Origin of the sequence: Bradyrhizobium sp. 930_D9_N1_4 (assembly GCF_052076015.1) — a bacterium.
GTDB lineage: Bacteria > Pseudomonadota > Alphaproteobacteria > Rhizobiales > Xanthobacteraceae > Bradyrhizobium.
Genome location: NZ_CP197236.1, coordinates 971,129 through 990,000, shown reverse-complemented (window position 1 = coordinate 990,000; position 18,872 = coordinate 971,129). Strand labels below are relative to the sequence as shown.

The following is an 18,872-nucleotide window of genomic DNA, read 5'->3' as shown; positions in this document are numbered from 1 at the left end:
CCTCACGGTACTGGTTCACTATCGGTCGCTGAGGAGTACTTAGGCTTGGAGGGTGGTCCCCCCGCGTTCAGACAGGATTTCACGTGTCCCGCCTTACTCGTGGATACATCATCGCATTACTCGTACGGGGCTATCACCCTCTGAGGCCCAGCTTTCCTGACTGGTTCCGATTGTCTTTGATGTATCACTGGCCTGGTCCGCGTTCGCTCGCCACTACTAACGGAGTCTCTGTTGATGTCCTTTCCTCCAGGTACTTAGATGTTTCAGTTCCCTGGGTTTGCTTGAAACCTCCTATGTATTCAGAAGTCTCATACCTTCTCTTGATAACCGGAAATCCAAAACCTCTTCGATCGAAATCTAAAGGTCCAGGCATCTCTCATTTCTGATCGAACCCCACACCACAGTCTTTCGACTGAGGTCTTGGAGTTCCGGCTATCGAAGGTGGGTTTCCCCATTCGGAAATCCATGGATCAAAGCTTCTTCGCAGCTCCCCACGGCTTATCGCAGCGTAGCACGTCCTTCATCGCCTCTCAGCGCCAAGGCATCCACCGAACACCCTTAAGGCACTTGATTGCTCTCATTATCAATGTCCACACACTCGGCAGAATGTTGTCTGCAGAATTACCTTGCGGCACGCGCCCTCGATGAACGCTATCTGCAGCCGGACAATGATTAGAAAGACCAGCTTGCTTCGTAAGATCGTTCCGATAGCGAGGCGGTCAAGCTTCGCTAAAAGGATCATTTACAACTCGTGTGTCTCTCAAACGCAGCCTTGTGAGCTACCTTGAAAGACGCATGAGCGCCGAAATGATCCGGAGATAATGAAGTATCGCGTAGCAATTGCTTGCTGCACGATCCAACTCGGATCGATCTCCTCTTTACGATGTCAGAAATCACGCAATCTGCTGTCTATCCAGACTAGCAGGATGCGAAGTGATGTTTCGCGGACGACGGTACAAGATCTCGGTGATCAAACCATCTGGTGGAGCCAGACGGGATCGAACCGACGACCTCATGCTTGCAAAGCACGCGCTCTCCCAGCTGAGCTATGGCCCCGTAACCAGAAGACGAATGCTCACCCGATGAGTGTGGTGGGCCTGGGAAGACTTGAACTTCCGACCTCACGCTTATCAAGCGCGCGCTCTAACCAACTGAGCTACAAGCCCCTAACGCATATCCAGTCAAGGACCAGGGATCTGCAAGCCTGCAGCCCCAGCGCGTGTTCGTCCGCGAAGAAAGAGAAACGAAGACGGCGAAATCCCGCCAATGCAGCTCAACGATCCTGACGACCGTTGGCCACTGATGTTTCTAAAACGATCCGATAGTGAGCCGAAGCTCGCTGAAGGATCATCCTTAGAAAGGAGGTGATCCAGCCGCAGGTTCCCCTACGGCTACCTTGTTACGACTTCACCCCAGTCGCTGACCCTACCGTGGCCGGCTGCCTCCCTTGCGGGTTAGCGCACCGTCTTCAGGTAAAACCAACTCCCATGGTGTGACGGGCGGTGTGTACAAGGCCCGGGAACGTATTCACCGTGGCGTGCTGATCCACGATTACTAGCGATTCCAACTTCATGGGCTCGAGTTGCAGAGCCCAATCCGAACTGAGACGGCTTTTTGAGATTTGCGAAGGGTTGCCCCTTAGCGTCCCATTGTCACCGCCATTGTAGCACGTGTGTAGCCCAGCCCGTAAGGGCCATGAGGACTTGACGTCATCCCCACCTTCCTCGCGGCTTATCACCGGCAGTCTCCTTAGAGTGCTCAACTAAATGGTAGCAACTAAGGACGGGGGTTGCGCTCGTTGCGGGACTTAACCCAACATCTCACGACACGAGCTGACGACAGCCATGCAGCACCTGTGTTCCAGGCTCCGAAGAGAAGGTCACATCTCTGCGACCGGTCCTGGACATGTCAAGGGCTGGTAAGGTTCTGCGCGTTGCGTCGAATTAAACCACATGCTCCACCGCTTGTGCGGGCCCCCGTCAATTCCTTTGAGTTTTAATCTTGCGACCGTACTCCCCAGGCGGAATGCTTAAAGCGTTAGCTGCGCCACTAGTGAGTAAACCCACTAACGGCTGGCATTCATCGTTTACGGCGTGGACTACCAGGGTATCTAATCCTGTTTGCTCCCCACGCTTTCGTGCCTCAGCGTCAGTATCGGGCCAGTGAGCCGCCTTCGCCACTGGTGTTCTTGCGAATATCTACGAATTTCACCTCTACACTCGCAGTTCCACTCACCTCTCCCGAACTCAAGATCTTCAGTATCAAAGGCAGTTCTGGAGTTGAGCTCCAGGATTTCACCCCTGACTTAAAGACCCGCCTACGCACCCTTTACGCCCAGTGATTCCGAGCAACGCTAGCCCCCTTCGTATTACCGCGGCTGCTGGCACGAAGTTAGCCGGGGCTTATTCTTGCGGTACCGTCATTATCTTCCCGCACAAAAGAGCTTTACAACCCTAGGGCCTTCATCACTCACGCGGCATGGCTGGATCAGGGTTGCCCCCATTGTCCAATATTCCCCACTGCTGCCTCCCGTAGGAGTTTGGGCCGTGTCTCAGTCCCAATGTGGCTGATCATCCTCTCAGACCAGCTACTGATCGTCGCCTTGGTGAGCCATTACCTCACCAACTAGCTAATCAGACGCGGGCCAATCTTTCGGCGATAAATCTTTCCCCGTAAGGGCTTATCCGGTATTAGCACAAGTTTCCCTGTGTTGTTCCGAACCAAAAGGTATGTTCCCACGCGTTACTCACCCGTCTGCCGCTGACGTATTGCTACGCCCGCTCGACTTGCATGTGTTAAGCCTGCCGCCAGCGTTCGCTCTGAGCCAGGATCAAACTCTCAAGTTGGACTTGAACTTTGAACCGGCTGATCACAACGTTTGACGAGGTCCCACCATTTTTCCGACGACCGAAGCCGCCGAGCTGCCCGCGATTCACATCGCTGGCAACGATGGTGTTTCCTTTAAAACGTGTACCGCCGAAGTCTTTCGTCCGGTCCCGATCCAAAAAGCCGAAGCTTTTCAAATGCGAGACCCGCAAGGACTCCGCCGTCCACGTTTCTCTTTCTTCATCTTCACTTGTCAAACAGCCCGGGACCTCAGAGGCCCCATCCTTCCAGAGAGGAAGGGTTCCGACACCCTTACCAGCGACGAATGAACTCCAACCGATTTGTGTCGGCTGTTGTGCACTCAACGAGGTGAGGAGCATCAGTGGCGCGTTCGCTCGCCTTGGTCAGTGACCCGGCGGCGCCGCGCTCAGTGGTCGGGTTATAGGCCCCCGCACTCGGGATTGTCAACGACCATTGTCAACAAATCGTCGCACGGTGGATTATCGAAAAAATTCGAACGATTCCAGTGCATTAGAGGAGCCGCCAGCGAGCCGACCGAGGCCGCGCCGCAAAAAATCTGAAAAAAAGTTTGCCCACCGGCGGGCTCCGGAGGGGCCTTTGGACCCCCTTCCTGGCGCCCTCCCCTTAAGCCCCCTGAACGCCCCCTCCACGCCTGGACGGGCGGAGCCCGGCCAATCCGGACCCAAGCCGGACAGACCCTCCGTCCCGGCCGGACCGGCCACACCTCAAGCCGGACTGAGCCCGCCCTAAAGCCGGACACGGCTCCTGCCCCGGCCAACTACGGAGCTCCCGGCGCCCGGCCGTTCAGGAAACTTTTCCATATTAGGCGCCGTACTTGAGCCACATTCCCGCGGCGTTCTGATAAGAGACAAGCTTGAATCGCGGGGATGCCAGTGGGGGCTGCCGGCGATTTTCATGGGTCAGAGGAAGGCGATCTTACGGATGACGCGGCCTTCTTCAGACATTCGAGAGACATCGAGAGCGCTTTTTCCGTCCAGCTGTTCGTAATTTCGGCCGGCCCCGTCGCGGGGCTTTCTGAGCGCGGACGCCTGTGCGGCTTGCCTTTTCCGGTGATCCCCCTGCAAGAGGGTGGCGCGGACAAGGGTTCGAAACACGGCATCTTGGGTCGTTGATTGGGGGACTTGGGTTGAGCCACAGGACGTCACGCGGCGCTTACGGGCGTGAGACCGGGATCATCGATCTCGGCCACGAGCCGCCGCTGTCCGTCGATGGCTCCGAGGCCGCCGTCATCGATCGCCGTCGCGTCTCGGTACAATGGTTCAGCGGGACAATTCTGACCGGACTCTGCGGCGCAGCCCTGATCGGCGGCGCCGTTTTTGCGTCGCTCGACGGTGAAATGACTTTCGCCAAGGTGCCCGAGCGCGTCGAAGGCGCGCTGCGCGGCGCCTTTGGTGCAGCCGATCGCGCCGCCACGCTGCACAAGAGCGACCGCCTGCCGCCGCCGAACGAATCCTCGGCGTCGCGCAACATCGTGCGCGTCTCGACGGTCGCCCGCGTCGGCAATCGCGACGTGATGCGGGTGCGCCCGTTCGTCCGGATCGCCGGCAATCTGTCGATGACGACGAGCGATCTGTCGGCGAAGATTCCGCCGTTCAACGCCCAGCGCCTGCTCACCGACGTCGGCTCCGACCCGAAGACCGCGGCGGAAGATCCGAACAATCCGGAAGCCGTCGAGCCCGACGCCGAGGTCTCCTTCGTCACCAAGGACCTGTCGCAGGTGCTGCCGAAGGCCAAGATTACCGCGGTGGTTGCACTCGACGACATCCTGATGCGGGTGCGGGATGCTGCCAATTGGCGCGGAAATGGCGGGGTGCGCTACGCCTCGCTCGCCAATGCCGCCGCCGATATCTCCGGCGCGACCGGCCCGTCCGACATGAAGATGGCCTACGCCACCGAAGTGTCGCCGTCCGATCCCTATGCCGGCTTCGAGACGCGCGTGGTGCCGGAAAACGTCACGCTGCTGCCGAAGACCAAGGAGCAGATCACCGGCGGCAATCCCAACGGCGAACGCGTCCACATGGTCAAGAAGGGCGACAGCGTCGGCTCCGTCCTGCGCGATCTCGGCGCGACGGCAGAGGAAATCAAGGCGATCGCCGCAACGCTCGGGCCCCGTGGCCGTGACGGCGGCCTGAAGGAAGGCGAAAAGCTCCGCATCCTGATGGCGCCCGCAAGCCCCGGCGCCCGTTTGCAACCTTACCGCGTCGTCGTCGCCAACGAGACCATGGTCGAGGCGATCGCGGCGCTGTCCGATCTCGGCAAATACGTCGCGGTCGACGTCTCCAGCATGAACACCGTCGCCGACGCTGCGGCCAACGCCAACAGCGACGACGATGACGATGACGGCACCGGCGTGCGGCTCTACCAGAGCATCTACGAGACCGCGATGCGCAACAAAGTGCCGATGCCGGTCATCGAGGACATGATCAAGATCTACTCCTACGACGTCGATTTCCAGCGCAAGGTGGCGCCGGGCGACTCATTCGACGTGTTCTACGCCGGCGAGGAAGAGGGCACGACGTCGAACGAAAAGAACGACGTGCTGTTCGCGTCCCTCACCGTCGGCGGCGAGACCAAAAAATACTACCGCTACCAGAGCCCCGACGACGGCGTCGTCGACTACTACGACGAGACCGGCAAGAGCGCGAAGAAGTTCCTGGTCAGGAAACCCGTCAACAACGCGATCATGCGCTCCGGCTTCGGCGGCCGCCGCCACCCGATCCTGGGCTATGTGAAGATGCACACCGGCGTCGATTGGGCCACCGCCTACGGCACGCCGATCTTCGCCTCCGGCAACGGCATGATCGAGAAGGCCGGCCCCGAAGGCGGCTACGGCAAATATATCCGCATCAAGCATTCCAACGGTTACGAGACTGCCTACGGCCACATGTCGGCGTTCGCCAAGGGCATGGAGATCGGCAAGAAGGTGCGGCAGGGCCAGGTCATCGGCTTCGTCGGTTCGACCGGCCAGTCGACAGGCCCGCACGTCCACTACGAAATCCTGGTCAACGGCCGCTTCGTCGATCCGCTGCGCGTGAAACTGCCGCGCGGCCGTTCGCTGGAAGGCCCGGTGCTGGCGGGCTTCGAGAAGGAACGCGATCGGCTCGAAGCCATGATGAGCGGCCGCAACGGCGCCATCGCGCGCATGTCGGATGCGACGGGTGGCCCGCTCCAGGTCAGCAACCGCTGATTTCGTAACCGGCCGACATCGACCTGAAATTTTCAGAAAATTCTGACTGAATTTGACATCGTAACGCGACGTCATTTCACTGCGCCACAATTTCAAGTTTTGTTTGCCAAAGCGGCGCGAGGAGCGAATACTTTCCAAAAAAACGGGAGGTCTCGCCATGAAGAACAGGCTCGCCTGCGCAGCCTTCGTCGCTGCCATTTTCGCCGCCACGAGTGTATCCGCCGAAACCTGGGAGGTGACGAAGCTCGTCCCGGGCTCGGCATTCCACGGCGTGCACGGACTCGGCATCGACAAGGACGGCCATCTGTTCGCCGGCAGCGTCGCGGGCGCGGCGCTCTACGAGGTCGACATTGCAGGCGGTACCGCCAAGGTTGCAATCCCGTCTCCGGTCGGCATGGCCGACGACATCGCATTCGCGCCCGACGGCACCATGGCATGGACCGGCTTCCTCGCCGGCGATCTCTATGCACGCAAGGGCGACGGCCCGATCAGGAAGCTGGCGTCCGGCCTTCCCGGCATTAATTCGCTCGCCTTCCGCAAGGATGGCCGGCTGTACGCCACCACCGTCTTCCTCGGCGACGCGCTGTTCGAGATCGACGTCGAGGGCGTCAAGCCGCCCCGCCAGATCATGGAGAAGATGGGGGGCCTCAACGGCTTCGAGTTCGGCCCCGACGACAAGCTGTACGGTCCGCTCTGGTTCAAGGGACAGGTCGCCAAGATCGACGTCGACAAGGCCGAACTGACCGTCGTCGCCGACGGCTTCAAGGTGCCGGCCGCGGTCAATTTCGATTCCAAAGGCAATCTCTTTGTGGTCGACACCGCGCTCGGCCAGCTCGTCCGGGTCGATCCCAAATCGGGCGCCAAGACCATGGTCGCGCAGCTGAAGCCGTCGCTGGACAATCTCGCGATCGACGACAAGGACCGCATCTACGTCTCCAATATGGCCGACAACGGCATCCAGGAGGTCGATCCCGCGACCGGCCAGGCCAAGCAGATCATCATCGGCAAGCTCGCTTTGCCCGGCGGCATCGGCGTCACCTCGGAGAATGGCAAGGATACGATCCACGTCGCCGACGTGTTCGCCTATCGCACGGTGGACGGCTCGACCGGCGAGGTCACCGAGAAGGCGCGCATGCACGCCGACGGCACCACGCTCGAATATCCGATGAGCGCGACGGCCAAGGGCAACGACGTGATCCTGTCGAGCTGGTTCACCGGCACCGTGCAGGTGATCGACGGCAAGACCGGCAAGACGCGCGACATGCTGCACGGCTTCAAGGCGCCGCATGACGCGATCGTGCTAGAGGACGGCAGCATTTTGGTCGCCGAACTCGGCACCAAATCGCTGGTCCGGGTGAGCGGCGAGCATGGCAAGGATCGCACCACGCTGATCGGCGCGCTCGAAGGTCCGGTCGGGCTGGTCGGCGGCGCAAACGGTGAAGTCTACGTCACCGAAGCCTTTGCGGGCGCCGTCTCCAGGATCGACAAGAACGGCGAAAAGACCGTGCTCGCCAAGGATCTGAAAATGCCCGAGGGCATCGCGCGTAGCAGCGACGGCAGACTGATCGTGGCGGAAGTCGGCGCCCAGCGGCTGATCGAGATCGCGCCTGACAGCGGCAAGGTCACCGAGATCGCGGCCAATCTTCCGATCGGCCTGACCGGCGCGCCCGGCGGCCTGCCGAGTAACATTCCGACGGGTGTCGCCATCGGGGCAACGGGCGCCATCTACTTCAGCTCGGACATCGAGAACGCGATCTACAAGGTGGTGAAGAAAGTAGCGTCCGGTTCGCCGCAATCGGTGAGCCAGCCAGCCGGCGCAATTAAAAAAAGTCCCCCCGGAGAGAAATCCTCTTCGGGGGGACTTTATTGAGCAACGAACGCCCGCGATCAGTTCAACTTGCGCTTCGACACCGGCGCTTCGAACTGGGCGATCTCCGCGGTCTGCGGCGCCTTGCCGTTGAAGGTCAAGACGTTGCCTTCGGACGAGATCGCAACGGCATCGCCGTCCCTGACGTCGCCGGCCAGGATCATCTCGGCGAGCGGATCTTGCACGTAACGCTGGACCACCCGCTTCAGCGGCCTCGCGCCATAGGCGGGATCCCAGCCCTTGGCCGCGAGCCAGTCGCGGCCTGGGGTATCGAGCGTCAGCACGATCTTGCGATCGGTCAGCAGCTTCTGCAGCCGCGCGAACTGGATCTCGACGATCCGGCCCATCTCGCTCCGCTGCAAGCGGTGGAACAGGATGATCTCGTCGACGCGATTGAGGAATTCGGGGCGGAAATGTCCCCGCACCATTCCCATCACCTGCTCACGCACGGCAGAGGTGTCTTCGCCCTCGGGTTGATTCACCAGATACTCCGAACCGAGGTTCGAGGTCATGATAATCAGGGTGTTGCGGAAATCGACGGTACGGCCCTGCCCATCGGTCAGGCGGCCGTCGTCGAGCACCTGCAACAGGACGTTGAAGACGTCAGGGTGCGCTTTTTCGATCTCGTCGAACAGCACGACCTGGTAAGGCCGGCGCCGCACCGCTTCGGTGAGCGCGCCGCCCTCGTCATAACCGACATAGCCCGGAGGCGCGCCGATCAGCCGCGAGACCGAGTGCTTCTCCATGTATTCGGACATGTCGAGGCGGACCATCGCGGTCTCGTCGTTGAACAGATACTCGGCGAGCGCCTTGGTCAGCTCGGTCTTGCCGACGCCGGTCGGCCCTAAGAACATGAACGAGCCGGTTGGCCGGTTCGGATCCTGGAGGCCTGCACGCGAGCGGCGCACGGCGGTTGCGACCGCACGCACGGCCTCGGCCTGGCCGACGACGCGCCGGCCGAGCTGCTCCTCCATCTTCAGGAGCTTCTCCTTCTCGCCTTCCAGCATCTTGTCGACGGGCACGCCGGTCCAGCGCGAGACCACCTGCGCGATGTGGTTGGCGGTCACCGCCTCCTCCATCATCTCGCCGGAATTCTCCTTGGCTTCGATGTCCGCAAGCTGCTTCTCGAGCTGCGGAATCCGGCCATAGGCGAGCTCGCCGGCCTTCTGGAACTCGCCGCGCCGCTGCGCATCGGCAAGGTCGACGCGCAGGGCGTCGAGCTCGGACTTCAGCTTCTGGGCGTCGGAGAGCTTGTTCTTTTCCGCGCTCCAGCGCGCCGTCAGCGCTGCCGACTTCTCCTCGAGCTCGGCGAGCTCCTTCTGGAGCGTCTCGAGACGGGATTTGGAGCCGAGGTCGCTTTCCTTCTTGAGCGCTTCCTGCTCGATCTTGAGCCGGATGATCTCACGGTCGAGCGAATCCAGCTCTTCGGGCTTGGAATCGACCTGCATCTTCAGCCGCGCTGCTGCCTCGTCCATGAGGTCGATCGCCTTGTCGGGCAGGAAGCGATCGGTGATGTAGCGGTTGGACAGCGTCGTGGCGGCCACGAGCGCGGAATCGGTGATCCGCACGCCGTGGTGCTGCTCGTACTTGTCCTTCAACCCGCGCAGAATCGAGATCGTGTCCTCGACCGACGGCTCGCTGACGAAGATCGGCTGGAAGCGCCGCGCCAGCGCCGCATCCTTCTCGACATGCTTGCGGTATTCATCAAGCGTGGTCGCGCCGATGCAGTGCAGCTCGCCGCGCGCCAGCGCGGGCTTGAGCAGATTGGACGCATCCATCGCGCCGTCGCCCTTGCCGGCACCGATCAGCGTGTGCATCTCGTCGATGAACAGGATGAAATTGCCGTCACTCGCGGTCACTTCCTGGAGCACGGCCTTGAGCCGCTCCTCGAACTCGCCGCGGTATTTTGCGCCCGCAATCAGCGAACCGAGATCGAGCGACAGCAGCTTCTTGTCCTGGAGGCTCTCCGGCACGTCACCGTTGATGATGCGCAGCGCCAACCCTTCCGCGATGGCGGTCTTGCCGACGCCGGGCTCGCCGATCAGGACGGGATTGTTCTTGGTCCGGCGCGAGAGCACCTGAATGGTACGGCGGATCTCCTCGTCGCGGCCGATGACCGGGTCGAGCTTGCCGTCGCGCGCGGCCTGGGTCAGGTCGCGGGCATATTTCTTCAGCGCGTCATAGGCGTTCTCGGCGGTCGCGCTGTCAGCCGTGCGGCCCTTGCGCAGCGCCTCGATGGCAGCGTTGAGGTTTTGCGGGGTGACGCCACCCTTGGCGAGGAGGCTGCCTGCCTCGCTGGTCTTTTCCAGCGTGAGGCCGAGCAGCAGCCGCTCGACGGTGACAAAGCTGTCGCCGGCCTTCTCGCCGGCCTTTTCGGCCGCGTCGAAGGTCCGGGCGAGCTCGGGCGCGAGATAGATCTGGCCGGCACCGCCGCCACTGACCTTGGGCACCTTGTTGAGGGCGTCCTCGGTGGCCTTCAGGATTGCGCGGGAATTGCCGCCGGCGCGGTCGATCAGACCGGAAGCCAGGCCTTCATTGTCGTCCAGAAGCACTTTCAGGACGTGCAGGGTGGAAAACTGCTGATGCCCCTCGCGCACCGCGAGCGACTGCGCGGACTGGACGAAGCCCCTGGAGCGTTCGGTATATTTGTCGATATTCATGTCTTTTCTTTCCCTCGGCCTGCCCCTGGAGCCCTCTAAGGCACTCCAAACGGCATCTTCATTGGGGTTACGATTACCGCATTGACGTTTCTCAACCGGCAACGGTCGTTATCAGTCGGCGCTGGCGCCGGCCTGCCCCAGATGTGGGAAGCGTGTTCTCGGATCGGTAGAGGCGAGTTCACAATTTCGTGCGCTGATCCGCCTGCTTGGCGGGGCCGGGTCGAATCCCCTAAGTAGCGTCATGACAGCCAGCCAGACCGCCGAGATTACCGGCCTTTACCGCTACCCGATCAAGGGCCTGACGCCCGAGGCCCTGTCCCGCGTCCCTTTGCGGACGGGCCGGACCCTGCCCGCCGACCGCCGCTACGCCATCGAAAACGGCCCGAGCGGGTTCGACCCTGATGCGCCCGAGTGGAAGCCGAAAATCCAGTTCCTGATGCTGGCGCGCAATGAGCGGCTGGCAACCCTCGACAGCCGCTTTGAGGACGCGACCAATCAAATGACCATTCGCAAGGACGGCCAGATCGTCGCCAGCGGCGATCTCGAAACTGCCGCCGGGCGCGCGGCGATCGAAAGCTATTTTACCGAGAACTTTCAGCCGGAGTTGAAGGGCCCGCCAAAAGTCGTGTCCGGCCGCGACCACAGCTTTTCCGACGTCGCCCGCAAGGTCGTGTCGATCATCAATCTCGGCAGCGTCCGCGCCATCGAGGCCATGCTCGGCGGCACCGCCGTGCATCCGCTGCGCTTCCGCGCCAATCTCTATGTCAAGGGCTGGCCGGCCTGGTCGGAGCTCGATCTCGTCGGACAGACGCTTGCAATCGGCGAGGCCCGGCTGAAAGTGGTCAAGCGCATCGTCCGCTGCCCGGCCACCAATGTCGACCCGGAGACCGCAAAGCGCGATCTCGAGATCCCGCCGACGCTCTCGCGCCATCTCGGCCACATGGACTGCGGCATCTACGCCGAGGTGATCGCGGACGGCGAGATTGGCGTGGGCGATGCAGTCGCGATGGAAGAGCCGAGATTGGTGTGACGGCACACCGTCGCAACACGCTCCGTCATTGCGAGGAGCGAAGCGACGAAGCAATCCAGACTATTTCCACGGAGGGATTCTGGATTGCTTCGCTTCGCTCGCAATGACGGGCGTCAATTCGGCATCACATACGCATAGATCCGGCCGCGCGAGACCGGCGCCTCGCGGACGCGGTTGCCGTTGTTGCCGGAGATCATGATCGGATTGCCCTGCGCGTCGATGCCGGTGATGATGCCGACATGACCGCCGCGGCGGCCGCGCGACATCACCGCGATGGCGCCGACCTGCGGGCCGGAGACGCGCGTGCCGTAGCGTGCGAACGAGCTCGCCATGTCGGAGCCGGTGCCCTTATGGCCGGTATGCTCCAGCACCATGTTCGTGAAGCGCGCGCACCACAGGCTGCCGCGCCCGGTCGGATTGCCGCCGACGTAGCGGCGCGCCTCGGACACGAGGCTCGATCCGCCGCCAAAGCCGCCGCTTGCGGCCATTGCAGTGCTGGTCATGCCGTTATTGGCCATACCGCCGACATTGGCATTCGGATCATAGCTGGCCTGCGCGTCGGCAAAGCCGCTCGCCTGCAACCGCGCGGCGCTGCGCTCGAAGCGCGAGCTGCGGGCATGGTGCCGATAATGACGGTAATGATGATGTCTGGCGTGGTGCACGTAAGCGTGCCGCTCTGCGCTATGACGATGATGAGGCCGCGCTGAGGCCGGAGAGACGAACGCGGCAACCGCCGCAAAGACAATCGCCAGCGCGATAACACAACGCGACAGGCGAGACGCAAACAACTCGAACATTCTTCATCCTTGGTTGACACCCCACTTCCCATTCGGCCCGTGCGGTGGCCGACATCCCTCAGGCCGTTAAGCCGTCCGATGTGGCGAGAAAAAGACGCCGCGCCCGCGAATAGCTGCGATGATTTTCCGCCGATGCTCGCCAGGTGCTGCCGCATTGCGGACAACACCGTTAACTGCGATCCTGCAAAGGCGGCTTATAGAGAGGGAAACGGTTAATGCCCCACGCCACGACCAGGGACGACGTCCGCATCTATTTCGAAGAAGCGGGCCAGGGAACGCCGATCATTTTTCTGCACGAGTTCGCGGCCGACTTCACCAACTGGGAGCCGCAGATGCGTTATTTTTCGCGCGGCCACCGCTGCATCACCTATTCCGCGCGCGGCTACACGCCGTCCGACGTGCCGGCGGGTGAGGTCTACACCTACACGCATTTCTACAGCGACGCGCTCGCCGTGCTCGATCATCTCAAGATCGCGCGCGCGCATCTCGTGGGGCTCTCGATGGGCGCCTATTCGTCGCTCCAGATCGGGTTGAATGCGCCGGAGCGCGCGCTGTCGATGACACTGGCTGGCGTCGGCTCCGGCTCCGAGCTCGAGAATCTCGACGCCTGGCGCAAACAATGCCGCGCCAATGCCGAGCAATTCGAGACGCTGGGCTCCGCGGAAGTCGCAAAGGTCACGCGCGAGGCGCCGAGCCGGATTCCCTTCCTGGTCAAGGACCCCCGCGGCCACGCCGATTTCTACGCCGCGCTGGCGCGGCATGACGCCAAGGGTTCGGCCAACACGATGCGCGGATTCCAGGGCGGCCGCCCCTCGCTCTACACATTGACGGATGCGATCGCGAAGGTCGCGACGCCGGCGCTGATCATCTGCGGCGACGAGGATGATCCATGCGTCGGGGCGAGCCTGTTCCTGAAGAAGCACCTGCCGGCGGCAGGGCTCGCGATGTTTCCGAAGTCCGGCCACGTGCTCAACCTCGAAGAGCCCGCGCTGTTCAATGAGACCGTGGAGCGGTTCGTGACGCTGGTGGAAGCAGGCCGCTGGCCGGTCCGCGATCCGAGGTCGCTGATGGGGCATTAGGGCGCCGGCGTCGCCACATACTCCGTCATTGCGAGGAGCCCTTGCGACGAAGCAATCCAGACTGCCTCCGCGGATAGACTCTGGATTGCGTCGCTACGCTCGCAACGACGAGCAGCTACTTTCCCTGCCCGCGCGTGAGCAGAAACACCCCCTGCTCGCCGAACATGTTCCAAACCCACCACGGCAAGCGCAGCCGCAGCGGGCGGCCGTAGAGGTCGAGCGCCTCGGCGCGCTCCATCTTGACGCCGATGGCGTCGCAGAGCTCGACGAAATCCTTGATGGTGCAGAAATGGATGTTGGCGGTGTCGTACCAGGTCGCCGGCAGATTGTCGGTGCGCGGCATGTGGCCGCCGACCAGGAGCTGGAGCCGCATCCGCCAGAAGCCGAAATTGGGGAACGAGACGATGGCGCGGCGGCCGATGCGCAGCAGATTTTCCAGCACCACCCTCGGCTGCCGCGTCGCCTGCAGCGTCTGCGACAGGATCACGTAATCGAAGGCGTCATCAGGATAATTCACGAGATCGGTGTCGGCGTCGCCCTGTACCACGGCAAGACCTTTGGCGACGCAGCGGTTGACGCCCTCGCGCGACAGCTCGATGCCGCGGCCGTCGATGCCGCGCGTTTCCAGCAACTGAAGCAGGTCGCCGTCGCCGCAGCCGACGTCGAGCACCTTCGAGCCGGGCTTGACCATCTCGGCGACCAGCAGATGGTCGGCGCGGAAATGATTGGACTGCTCCGCAGTGAGGCCACCCAGCGGCAGCACTTCCTGTACAGACATCGCTAACCGTCCTTGGCCGTAAGCCCGCGCGCCTTGCCGGCCGATTGCAGGAAGGCGCGGGAGATGTCGAGGAATTCAGGCACGTCGAGCAGAAAGGCGTCGTGGCCGCGATCGGTCTCGATTTCGGCGAACGACACCCGCGCGCTCGACGCGTTCAGCGCGTGCACCAGCGCGCGCGATTCCGAGGTCGGGAACAGCCAGTCGCTGGTGAAGGAGACCACGCAGAAGCGGGTCTGGATGTCCGCGTACGCCTTCGCCAGCACGCCGCCATGGTCGCCGGCGATGTCAAAGTAATCCATCGCGCGGGTCAGATAGAGGTAGCTGTTGGCATCGAACCGCTCGACGAAGGACGAGCCCTGGTAGCGCAGATAGGACTCGACCTGGAAGTCGGCGTCGAACGAGAAGGTCGGCAACTCGCGGTCCTGCATGCGCCGCCCGAACTTGCGATGCAATGCCGCGTCCGAAAGATACGTGATGTGCGCGGCCATGCGCGCGACCGCGAGGCCGCGATGCGGATGGATGCCGTGATCGGCATAGCCGCCATTGTGCCAGTCGGGATCGGCCATCACGGCCTGGCGGCCAAGCTCGTGGAAGGCGATGTTCTGCGCCGAGTGCCGTGTCGAACAGGCGATCGCCAGCGCCGAGTAGACGCGCTTGGGATAGGCCGCGGTCCACTGCAGCACCTGCATGCCGCCCATCGAACCGCCGACCACCGCAAACAACGTGTCGATACCGAGCCGGTCGATCAGCATCGCCTGCGCGCGCACCATGTCGGGAATCGTGATGACGGGGAAATCGAGGCCCCACACCTTGCCGGTCGCGGGATTGATCGAGGCCGGCCCGGTCGAGCCCATGCAGCCGCCGATGACGTTGGAGCAGATGATGAAGTAGCGGCCGGGATCAAGCGGCCGCCCCGCGCCGACCAGCGTCTCCCACCAGCCATTCTTTCCCGTGACGGGATGCACGTTGGCGACATGCTGATCGCCGGTCAGCGCATGGCAGATCAGCACCGCATTGGAGCGATCGGCGTTGAGCTCCCCATAGGTCTGATAGGCGATCTGGAACGGGGAGAGGTCGACGCCGCAATCGAGCCGCAATGGCTGCTCTGCGCCGAACTGCGCGACCTGCGAACTCGGATGATCCACCTCGTGCGACCGGTCGTCAGCGCTGATCGCGGGACTCGGCACAGACTTGACGCCAACCATCTCTGACATCGACCTCGTTTGCGATCAGACGTGAGACCGCGGTGAGATCAGGCCATGAAAAACCCGGCCTGAACGATAGGTTCGGCCGGGATCGAAAGGGTCCCCGGCCTGTTTAGCGAGTTTTTTAACGTGGCTGCAAGCCGGCCGGCTCAAATGACCACGGAACGGGCAAAACCTACTGTCTTGGGCGGTTTTCGTCAAGATGCGATCCGGATTAGCCAAATTCGTCTCGGTCATCCCGGTCGAAAAAGCCGTGATTTCTCTTTGCTTTCGCTGCCCCGACTGCCTAATCAGGACGTCGACCGCAGCGGGTCTGACTTTGCCACTTTCATTGGCCGGCCCGCATTGGAACACCTCGCAACAGCACGTCGTAAAACAGTATCCGGCAGATATGTCCCAACGCCCGCCCGCGCCACCATCGCTCCAGGAATTGCGCAAGGAGATCGACGCGATCGACGAGGGCATGCATCGCCTGCTGATGCAGCGCGGCGACATCATCGACCGCCTGATCCAGGTGAAGCAGACCCAGGAGGTCGGCTCCGCGTTCCGCCCCGCGCGCGAGGCCTCCATGATGCGCGATATCGTGCAGCGCCATCGGGGCATCCTGCCGCTCGACACGGTCGAGAGCATCTGGCGCGTCATCATCTCGACGTTCACTTACGTCCAGGCGCCGTTCTCCGTGCATGCCGATATCTCGGTGAGCGAGCCGGCGATGCGCGATTCCGTGCGTTTCCATTTCGGCTTCACGGTACCTTACGTCGCGCATTTCAGTGCGCAGGCCGCGGTCGAGGCGGTGGCGAAATCCAAGGGCGATCTGGCGCTGGTCTCGGCGACCTCGAGCCGCACGCCGTGGTGGCTGGAGCTGGAAGCCGACGGTGCGCCGAAGATCATCGCGCGCCTGCCCTTCGTCGAGCGCGCCGATCATCCGGCGGCGCTGCCCGTGTTTGCGATCTCGCGCGTCGCCGACAGCGCCGTGGTGACGGAGGTCGAGACCTTCAGCGTGCGCGTATCAGGGTGGAACGCCGAGGTCGCGCGGGCCCTGTCGCCGCTCGCCGAGATCGTGGCGGTGCCCGATACCGCCTTCGACGGCGCGGCGCTGCTGATCTCGGTCACGGGCGCGACCAGCATCGACAAAATCAAGGCTGCCCTGATCGAAGCGGGGGCCTCGGTGCGCTCCACGGCCCTCGTCGGCAGCCACGCAACGCGCTATACGGTGGCCCCGACCGGGCCGAAATCGTAAATCGCGTACCGCTTGAGCCATTCCGGAGTTGAAGATGTCCCGCCCCGTGCCGAATCCCGGCATTCTCGATATTGCGCCCTACACCCCCGGCAAGAGCCCGGTCGCTGAGCCCGGTCGCAAGGTATTCAAGCTCTCGGCGAACGAGACGCCGTTCGGACCGTCGCCCAAGGCGCTCGAGGCCTTCAAGAACGTGGCGTCGCATCTGGAAGACTATCCGGAAGGAACCTCGCGCGTGCTGCGCGAAGCCATCGGCCGCTCGTTCGGACTCGACCCCAACCGCATCATCTGCGGCGCCGGCTCGGACGAGATCCTCAATCTGCTCGCCCACACCTATCTCAGCCAGGGTGACGAGGCGATCTCGACCACGCACGGTTTCCTGGTCTACCCGATCGCGACCATGGCGGTCGGCGCCAGGAACGTGGTCGCGCAGGAGAAGAATCTCACCTGCGACGTCGACGCCATCCTCAAGGCGGTGACGCCGAAGACGAAGCTGGTCTGGCTCGCCAACCCCAACAATCCGACCGGCACCTATGTGCCGTTCGACGAGGTCAAGCGCCTGCGTGCCGGCCTGCCGTCGCACGTGCTGCTGGTGCTGGACGCGGCCTATTGCGACTACGTTTCCCGTAACGACTATGAAATGGGGATCGAGCTCGTCGCCACCACCGAGAACACGGTGGTGACGCACACCTTCTCCAAGATCCACGGCCTCGCCGCGCTGCGCATCGGCTGGATGTTCGGCCCCGAGCACGTCATCGACGCCGTCAACCGCATCCGCGGCCCCTTCAACGTGTCGACGCCGGCGATGTACGCCGCGGTCGCCGCGATCGAGGACACCGCGCATCAGGCGATGTCGAAGCAGTTCACCGAGACCTGGCGCAACTGGCTGGCCGAGGAGATCGGCAAGCTCGGGCTGAAAGTGACGCCGGGCGTCGCCAATTTCGTGCTGATCCACTTCCCGGAAACGGGCAAGACCTCGGACGCGGCCGACGCCTTCCTCACCAAGCGCGGCCTCGTGCTGCGCGGCTTGAAGAACTACGGCCTGCATCATGCACTGCGCATGACCATCGGCACCGAGGAGGCCAACCGCCTCGTCGTCGACGGCCTGCGTGACTTCATGGCGGGCAAATGAGCGCGCAGCCGCACTTCCAGCGCGTCGCGCTGATCGGCTTCGGCTTGATCGGCGGCTCGATTGCGCGTGCTGCAAAGCTCCAGGGCCTGGCCTCAAAGATCGTCACCACCGCGCGCTCCGAGAAGACCCGCGCGCGGGTGATGGAGCTCGGCATCGTCGACCAGGTCGTGGCGACCAATGCGGAAGCGGTGAAGGACGCCGATCTGGTCATCCTCTGCATTCCCGTCGGTGCTTGCGGGCCGGTGGCGCAGGAGATTGCGCCGCATCTGAAGCCGGGCGCGATCATCTCCGACGTCGGCTCGGTCAAGGGCGCGATCGTCAGGGACATGGCGCCGCATCTGCCGACGACCATTCATTTCGTGCCGGCGCACCCCGTGGCAGGCACCGAACATTCAGGGCCCGATTCCGGCTTCGCCGAGCTCTTCATCAATCGCTGGTGCATCCTCACGCCGCCGGAAGGCGTCGATGCGGCTGCGACCGACCGCCTGCGCGCGTTCTGGGCGGCGATGGGTGCCAAGGTCGAGATCATGACGCCGGATCATCATGATCTGGTGCTCGCGATCACCAGCCATCTGCCGCATCTGATCGCCTACACCATCGTCGGCACCGCCGACGAGCTGGCGCAGGTGACGGAATCCGAGGTCATCAAATTCTCCGCCGGCGGTTTCCGCGATTTCACGCGCATCGCCGCGTCCGACCCGACGATGTGGCGCGACGTCTTCCTCGCCAACAAGGAAGCCGTGCTGGAAATGCTCGGCACCTTCACCGAGGATCTCGCCAAGCTGACCCGCGCGATCCGCCGCGGCGACGGCGAGGCGCTGTTCGACCACTTCACCCGCACCCGCGCCATCCGCCGCGGCATCGTCGAGATCGGCCAGGATTCGGCGGCCGCAGACTTTGGCCGCCAGCACGGGGCGTTGAAGAAGCCGTAGCCGACCGTCTCTCCTCCGTCATTGCGAGCGAAGCGAAGCAATCCAGACTTTCTCCTCGGAAAAAGTCTGGATTGCTTCGTCGCTGCGCTCCTCGCAATGA

Annotated in this window: 11 protein-coding genes, 2 tRNA genes, 2 rRNA genes and 1 riboswitch (1 of these 16 cut by a window edge); of the genes, 7 read left to right on the top strand and 8 right to left on the bottom strand. The window is 62.8% G+C overall.

The features are described from left to right. From AB7532_RS04615 to AB7532_RS04600, 4 genes are all read right to left on the bottom strand, one after another. Nucleotides 1–573 (bottom strand): 23S ribosomal RNA (locus AB7532_RS04615); it reaches 2,300 nt to the left of the window's first position. A gap of 407 nt (nt 574–980) precedes the next feature. Then, a tRNA-Ala gene (locus AB7532_RS04610) sits at nt 981–1,056 on the bottom strand. Nucleotides 1,057–1,089: 33 nt separating this feature from the next. Further along, a tRNA-Ile gene (locus AB7532_RS04605) sits at nt 1,090–1,166 on the bottom strand. 191 nt (nt 1,167–1,357) lie between these two features. Beyond that, nucleotides 1,358–2,846 (bottom strand): 16S ribosomal RNA (locus AB7532_RS04600). Together the 16S and 23S rRNA genes with 2 tRNA genes alongside form the textbook arrangement of a ribosomal RNA operon. A 1,148-nt stretch (nt 2,847–3,994) precedes the next feature. Between AB7532_RS04600 and AB7532_RS04595 the strand changes: the two genes are divergently transcribed. Both AB7532_RS04595 and AB7532_RS04590 read left to right on the top strand, forming a co-directional pair. After that, nucleotides 3,995–6,055, top strand: coding sequence for a M23 family metallopeptidase (locus tag AB7532_RS04595; RefSeq protein WP_441233647.1), 2,061 nt, complete (start codon nt 3,995–3,997; stop codon nt 6,053–6,055). Nucleotides 6,056–6,212: 157 nt separating this feature from the next. Beyond that, nucleotides 6,213–7,925 (top strand): Vgb family protein, encoded by a 1,713-nt coding sequence (locus tag AB7532_RS04590; RefSeq protein ID WP_441233646.1) that lies wholly within the window; start codon nt 6,213–6,215, stop codon nt 7,923–7,925. A gap of 17 nt (nt 7,926–7,942) precedes the next feature. Here AB7532_RS04590 and clpB read toward each other — a convergent pair whose 3' ends face one another. Further along, nucleotides 7,943–10,582: an ATP-dependent chaperone ClpB gene (clpB, locus tag AB7532_RS04585; RefSeq protein ID WP_441233645.1), complete on the bottom strand. Its 2,640-nt coding sequence runs from the start codon at nt 10,580–10,582 to the stop codon at nt 7,943–7,945. A gap of 241 nt (nt 10,583–10,823) precedes the next feature. Between clpB and AB7532_RS04580 the strand changes: the two genes are divergently transcribed. Then, nucleotides 10,824–11,612, top strand: coding sequence for an MOSC domain-containing protein (locus AB7532_RS04580; RefSeq protein ID WP_441233644.1), 789 nt, complete (start codon nt 10,824–10,826; stop codon nt 11,610–11,612). A 113-nt stretch (nt 11,613–11,725) separates the two neighbouring features. On the opposite strand, the gene AB7532_RS04575 is transcribed toward AB7532_RS04580, so the two are convergent. Then, the gene (locus AB7532_RS04575) at nt 11,726–12,409 is read right to left on the bottom strand and encodes a TIGR02594 family protein (RefSeq protein ID WP_441233643.1); all 684 of its coding nucleotides are present in this window, start codon (nt 12,407–12,409) and stop codon (nt 11,726–11,728) included. A 215-nt stretch (nt 12,410–12,624) separates the two neighbouring features. Between AB7532_RS04575 and AB7532_RS04570 the strand changes: the two genes are divergently transcribed. Next, nucleotides 12,625–13,488: an alpha/beta fold hydrolase gene (locus AB7532_RS04570; RefSeq protein ID WP_441233642.1), complete on the top strand. Its 864-nt coding sequence runs from the start codon at nt 12,625–12,627 to the stop codon at nt 13,486–13,488. Nucleotides 13,489–13,603: 115 nt separating this feature from the next. Here the strand turns inward: AB7532_RS04570 and metW are convergent, their stop codons facing one another. Together metW and metX are read right to left on the bottom strand one after the other, a co-directional pair. Beyond that, the gene (gene metW / locus AB7532_RS04565; protein WP_441233641.1) at nt 13,604–14,266 is read right to left on the bottom strand and encodes a methionine biosynthesis protein MetW; all 663 of its coding nucleotides are present in this window, start codon (nt 14,264–14,266) and stop codon (nt 13,604–13,606) included. Between the two features lie 2 nt (nt 14,267–14,268). Beyond that, nucleotides 14,269–15,471 (bottom strand): homoserine O-acetyltransferase MetX, encoded by a 1,203-nt coding sequence (gene metX, locus AB7532_RS04560; RefSeq protein ID WP_441239188.1) that lies wholly within the window; start codon nt 15,469–15,471, stop codon nt 14,269–14,271. Nucleotides 15,472–15,562: 91 nt separating this feature from the next. Next, nucleotides 15,563–15,642, bottom strand: a riboswitch (SAM riboswitch). Between the two features lie 220 nt (nt 15,643–15,862). On the opposite strand from metX, the gene AB7532_RS04555 reads away from it, so the two are divergent. Genes AB7532_RS04555 through AB7532_RS04545 form a run of 3 tightly spaced genes read left to right on the top strand, consistent with a single transcriptional unit; the run spans nt 15,863 to nt 18,772 of the window. Further along, nucleotides 15,863–16,711: a chorismate mutase gene (locus AB7532_RS04555; protein ID WP_441233640.1), complete on the top strand. Its 849-nt coding sequence runs from the start codon at nt 15,863–15,865 to the stop codon at nt 16,709–16,711. Nucleotides 16,712–16,745: 34 nt separating this feature from the next. After that, nucleotides 16,746–17,840 (top strand): pyridoxal phosphate-dependent aminotransferase, encoded by a 1,095-nt coding sequence (locus AB7532_RS04550; RefSeq protein WP_441233639.1) that lies wholly within the window; start codon nt 16,746–16,748, stop codon nt 17,838–17,840. Beyond that, nucleotides 17,837–18,772 carry a prephenate/arogenate dehydrogenase family protein gene (locus AB7532_RS04545; RefSeq protein WP_441233638.1) on the top strand — a complete coding sequence of 312 codons (936 nt, stop codon included), beginning with the start codon at nt 17,837–17,839 and terminating at the stop codon, nt 18,770–18,772. The genes AB7532_RS04550 and AB7532_RS04545 overlap by 4 nt, the downstream gene beginning before the upstream one ends. Nucleotides 18,773–18,872 lie beyond the last annotated feature (100 nt).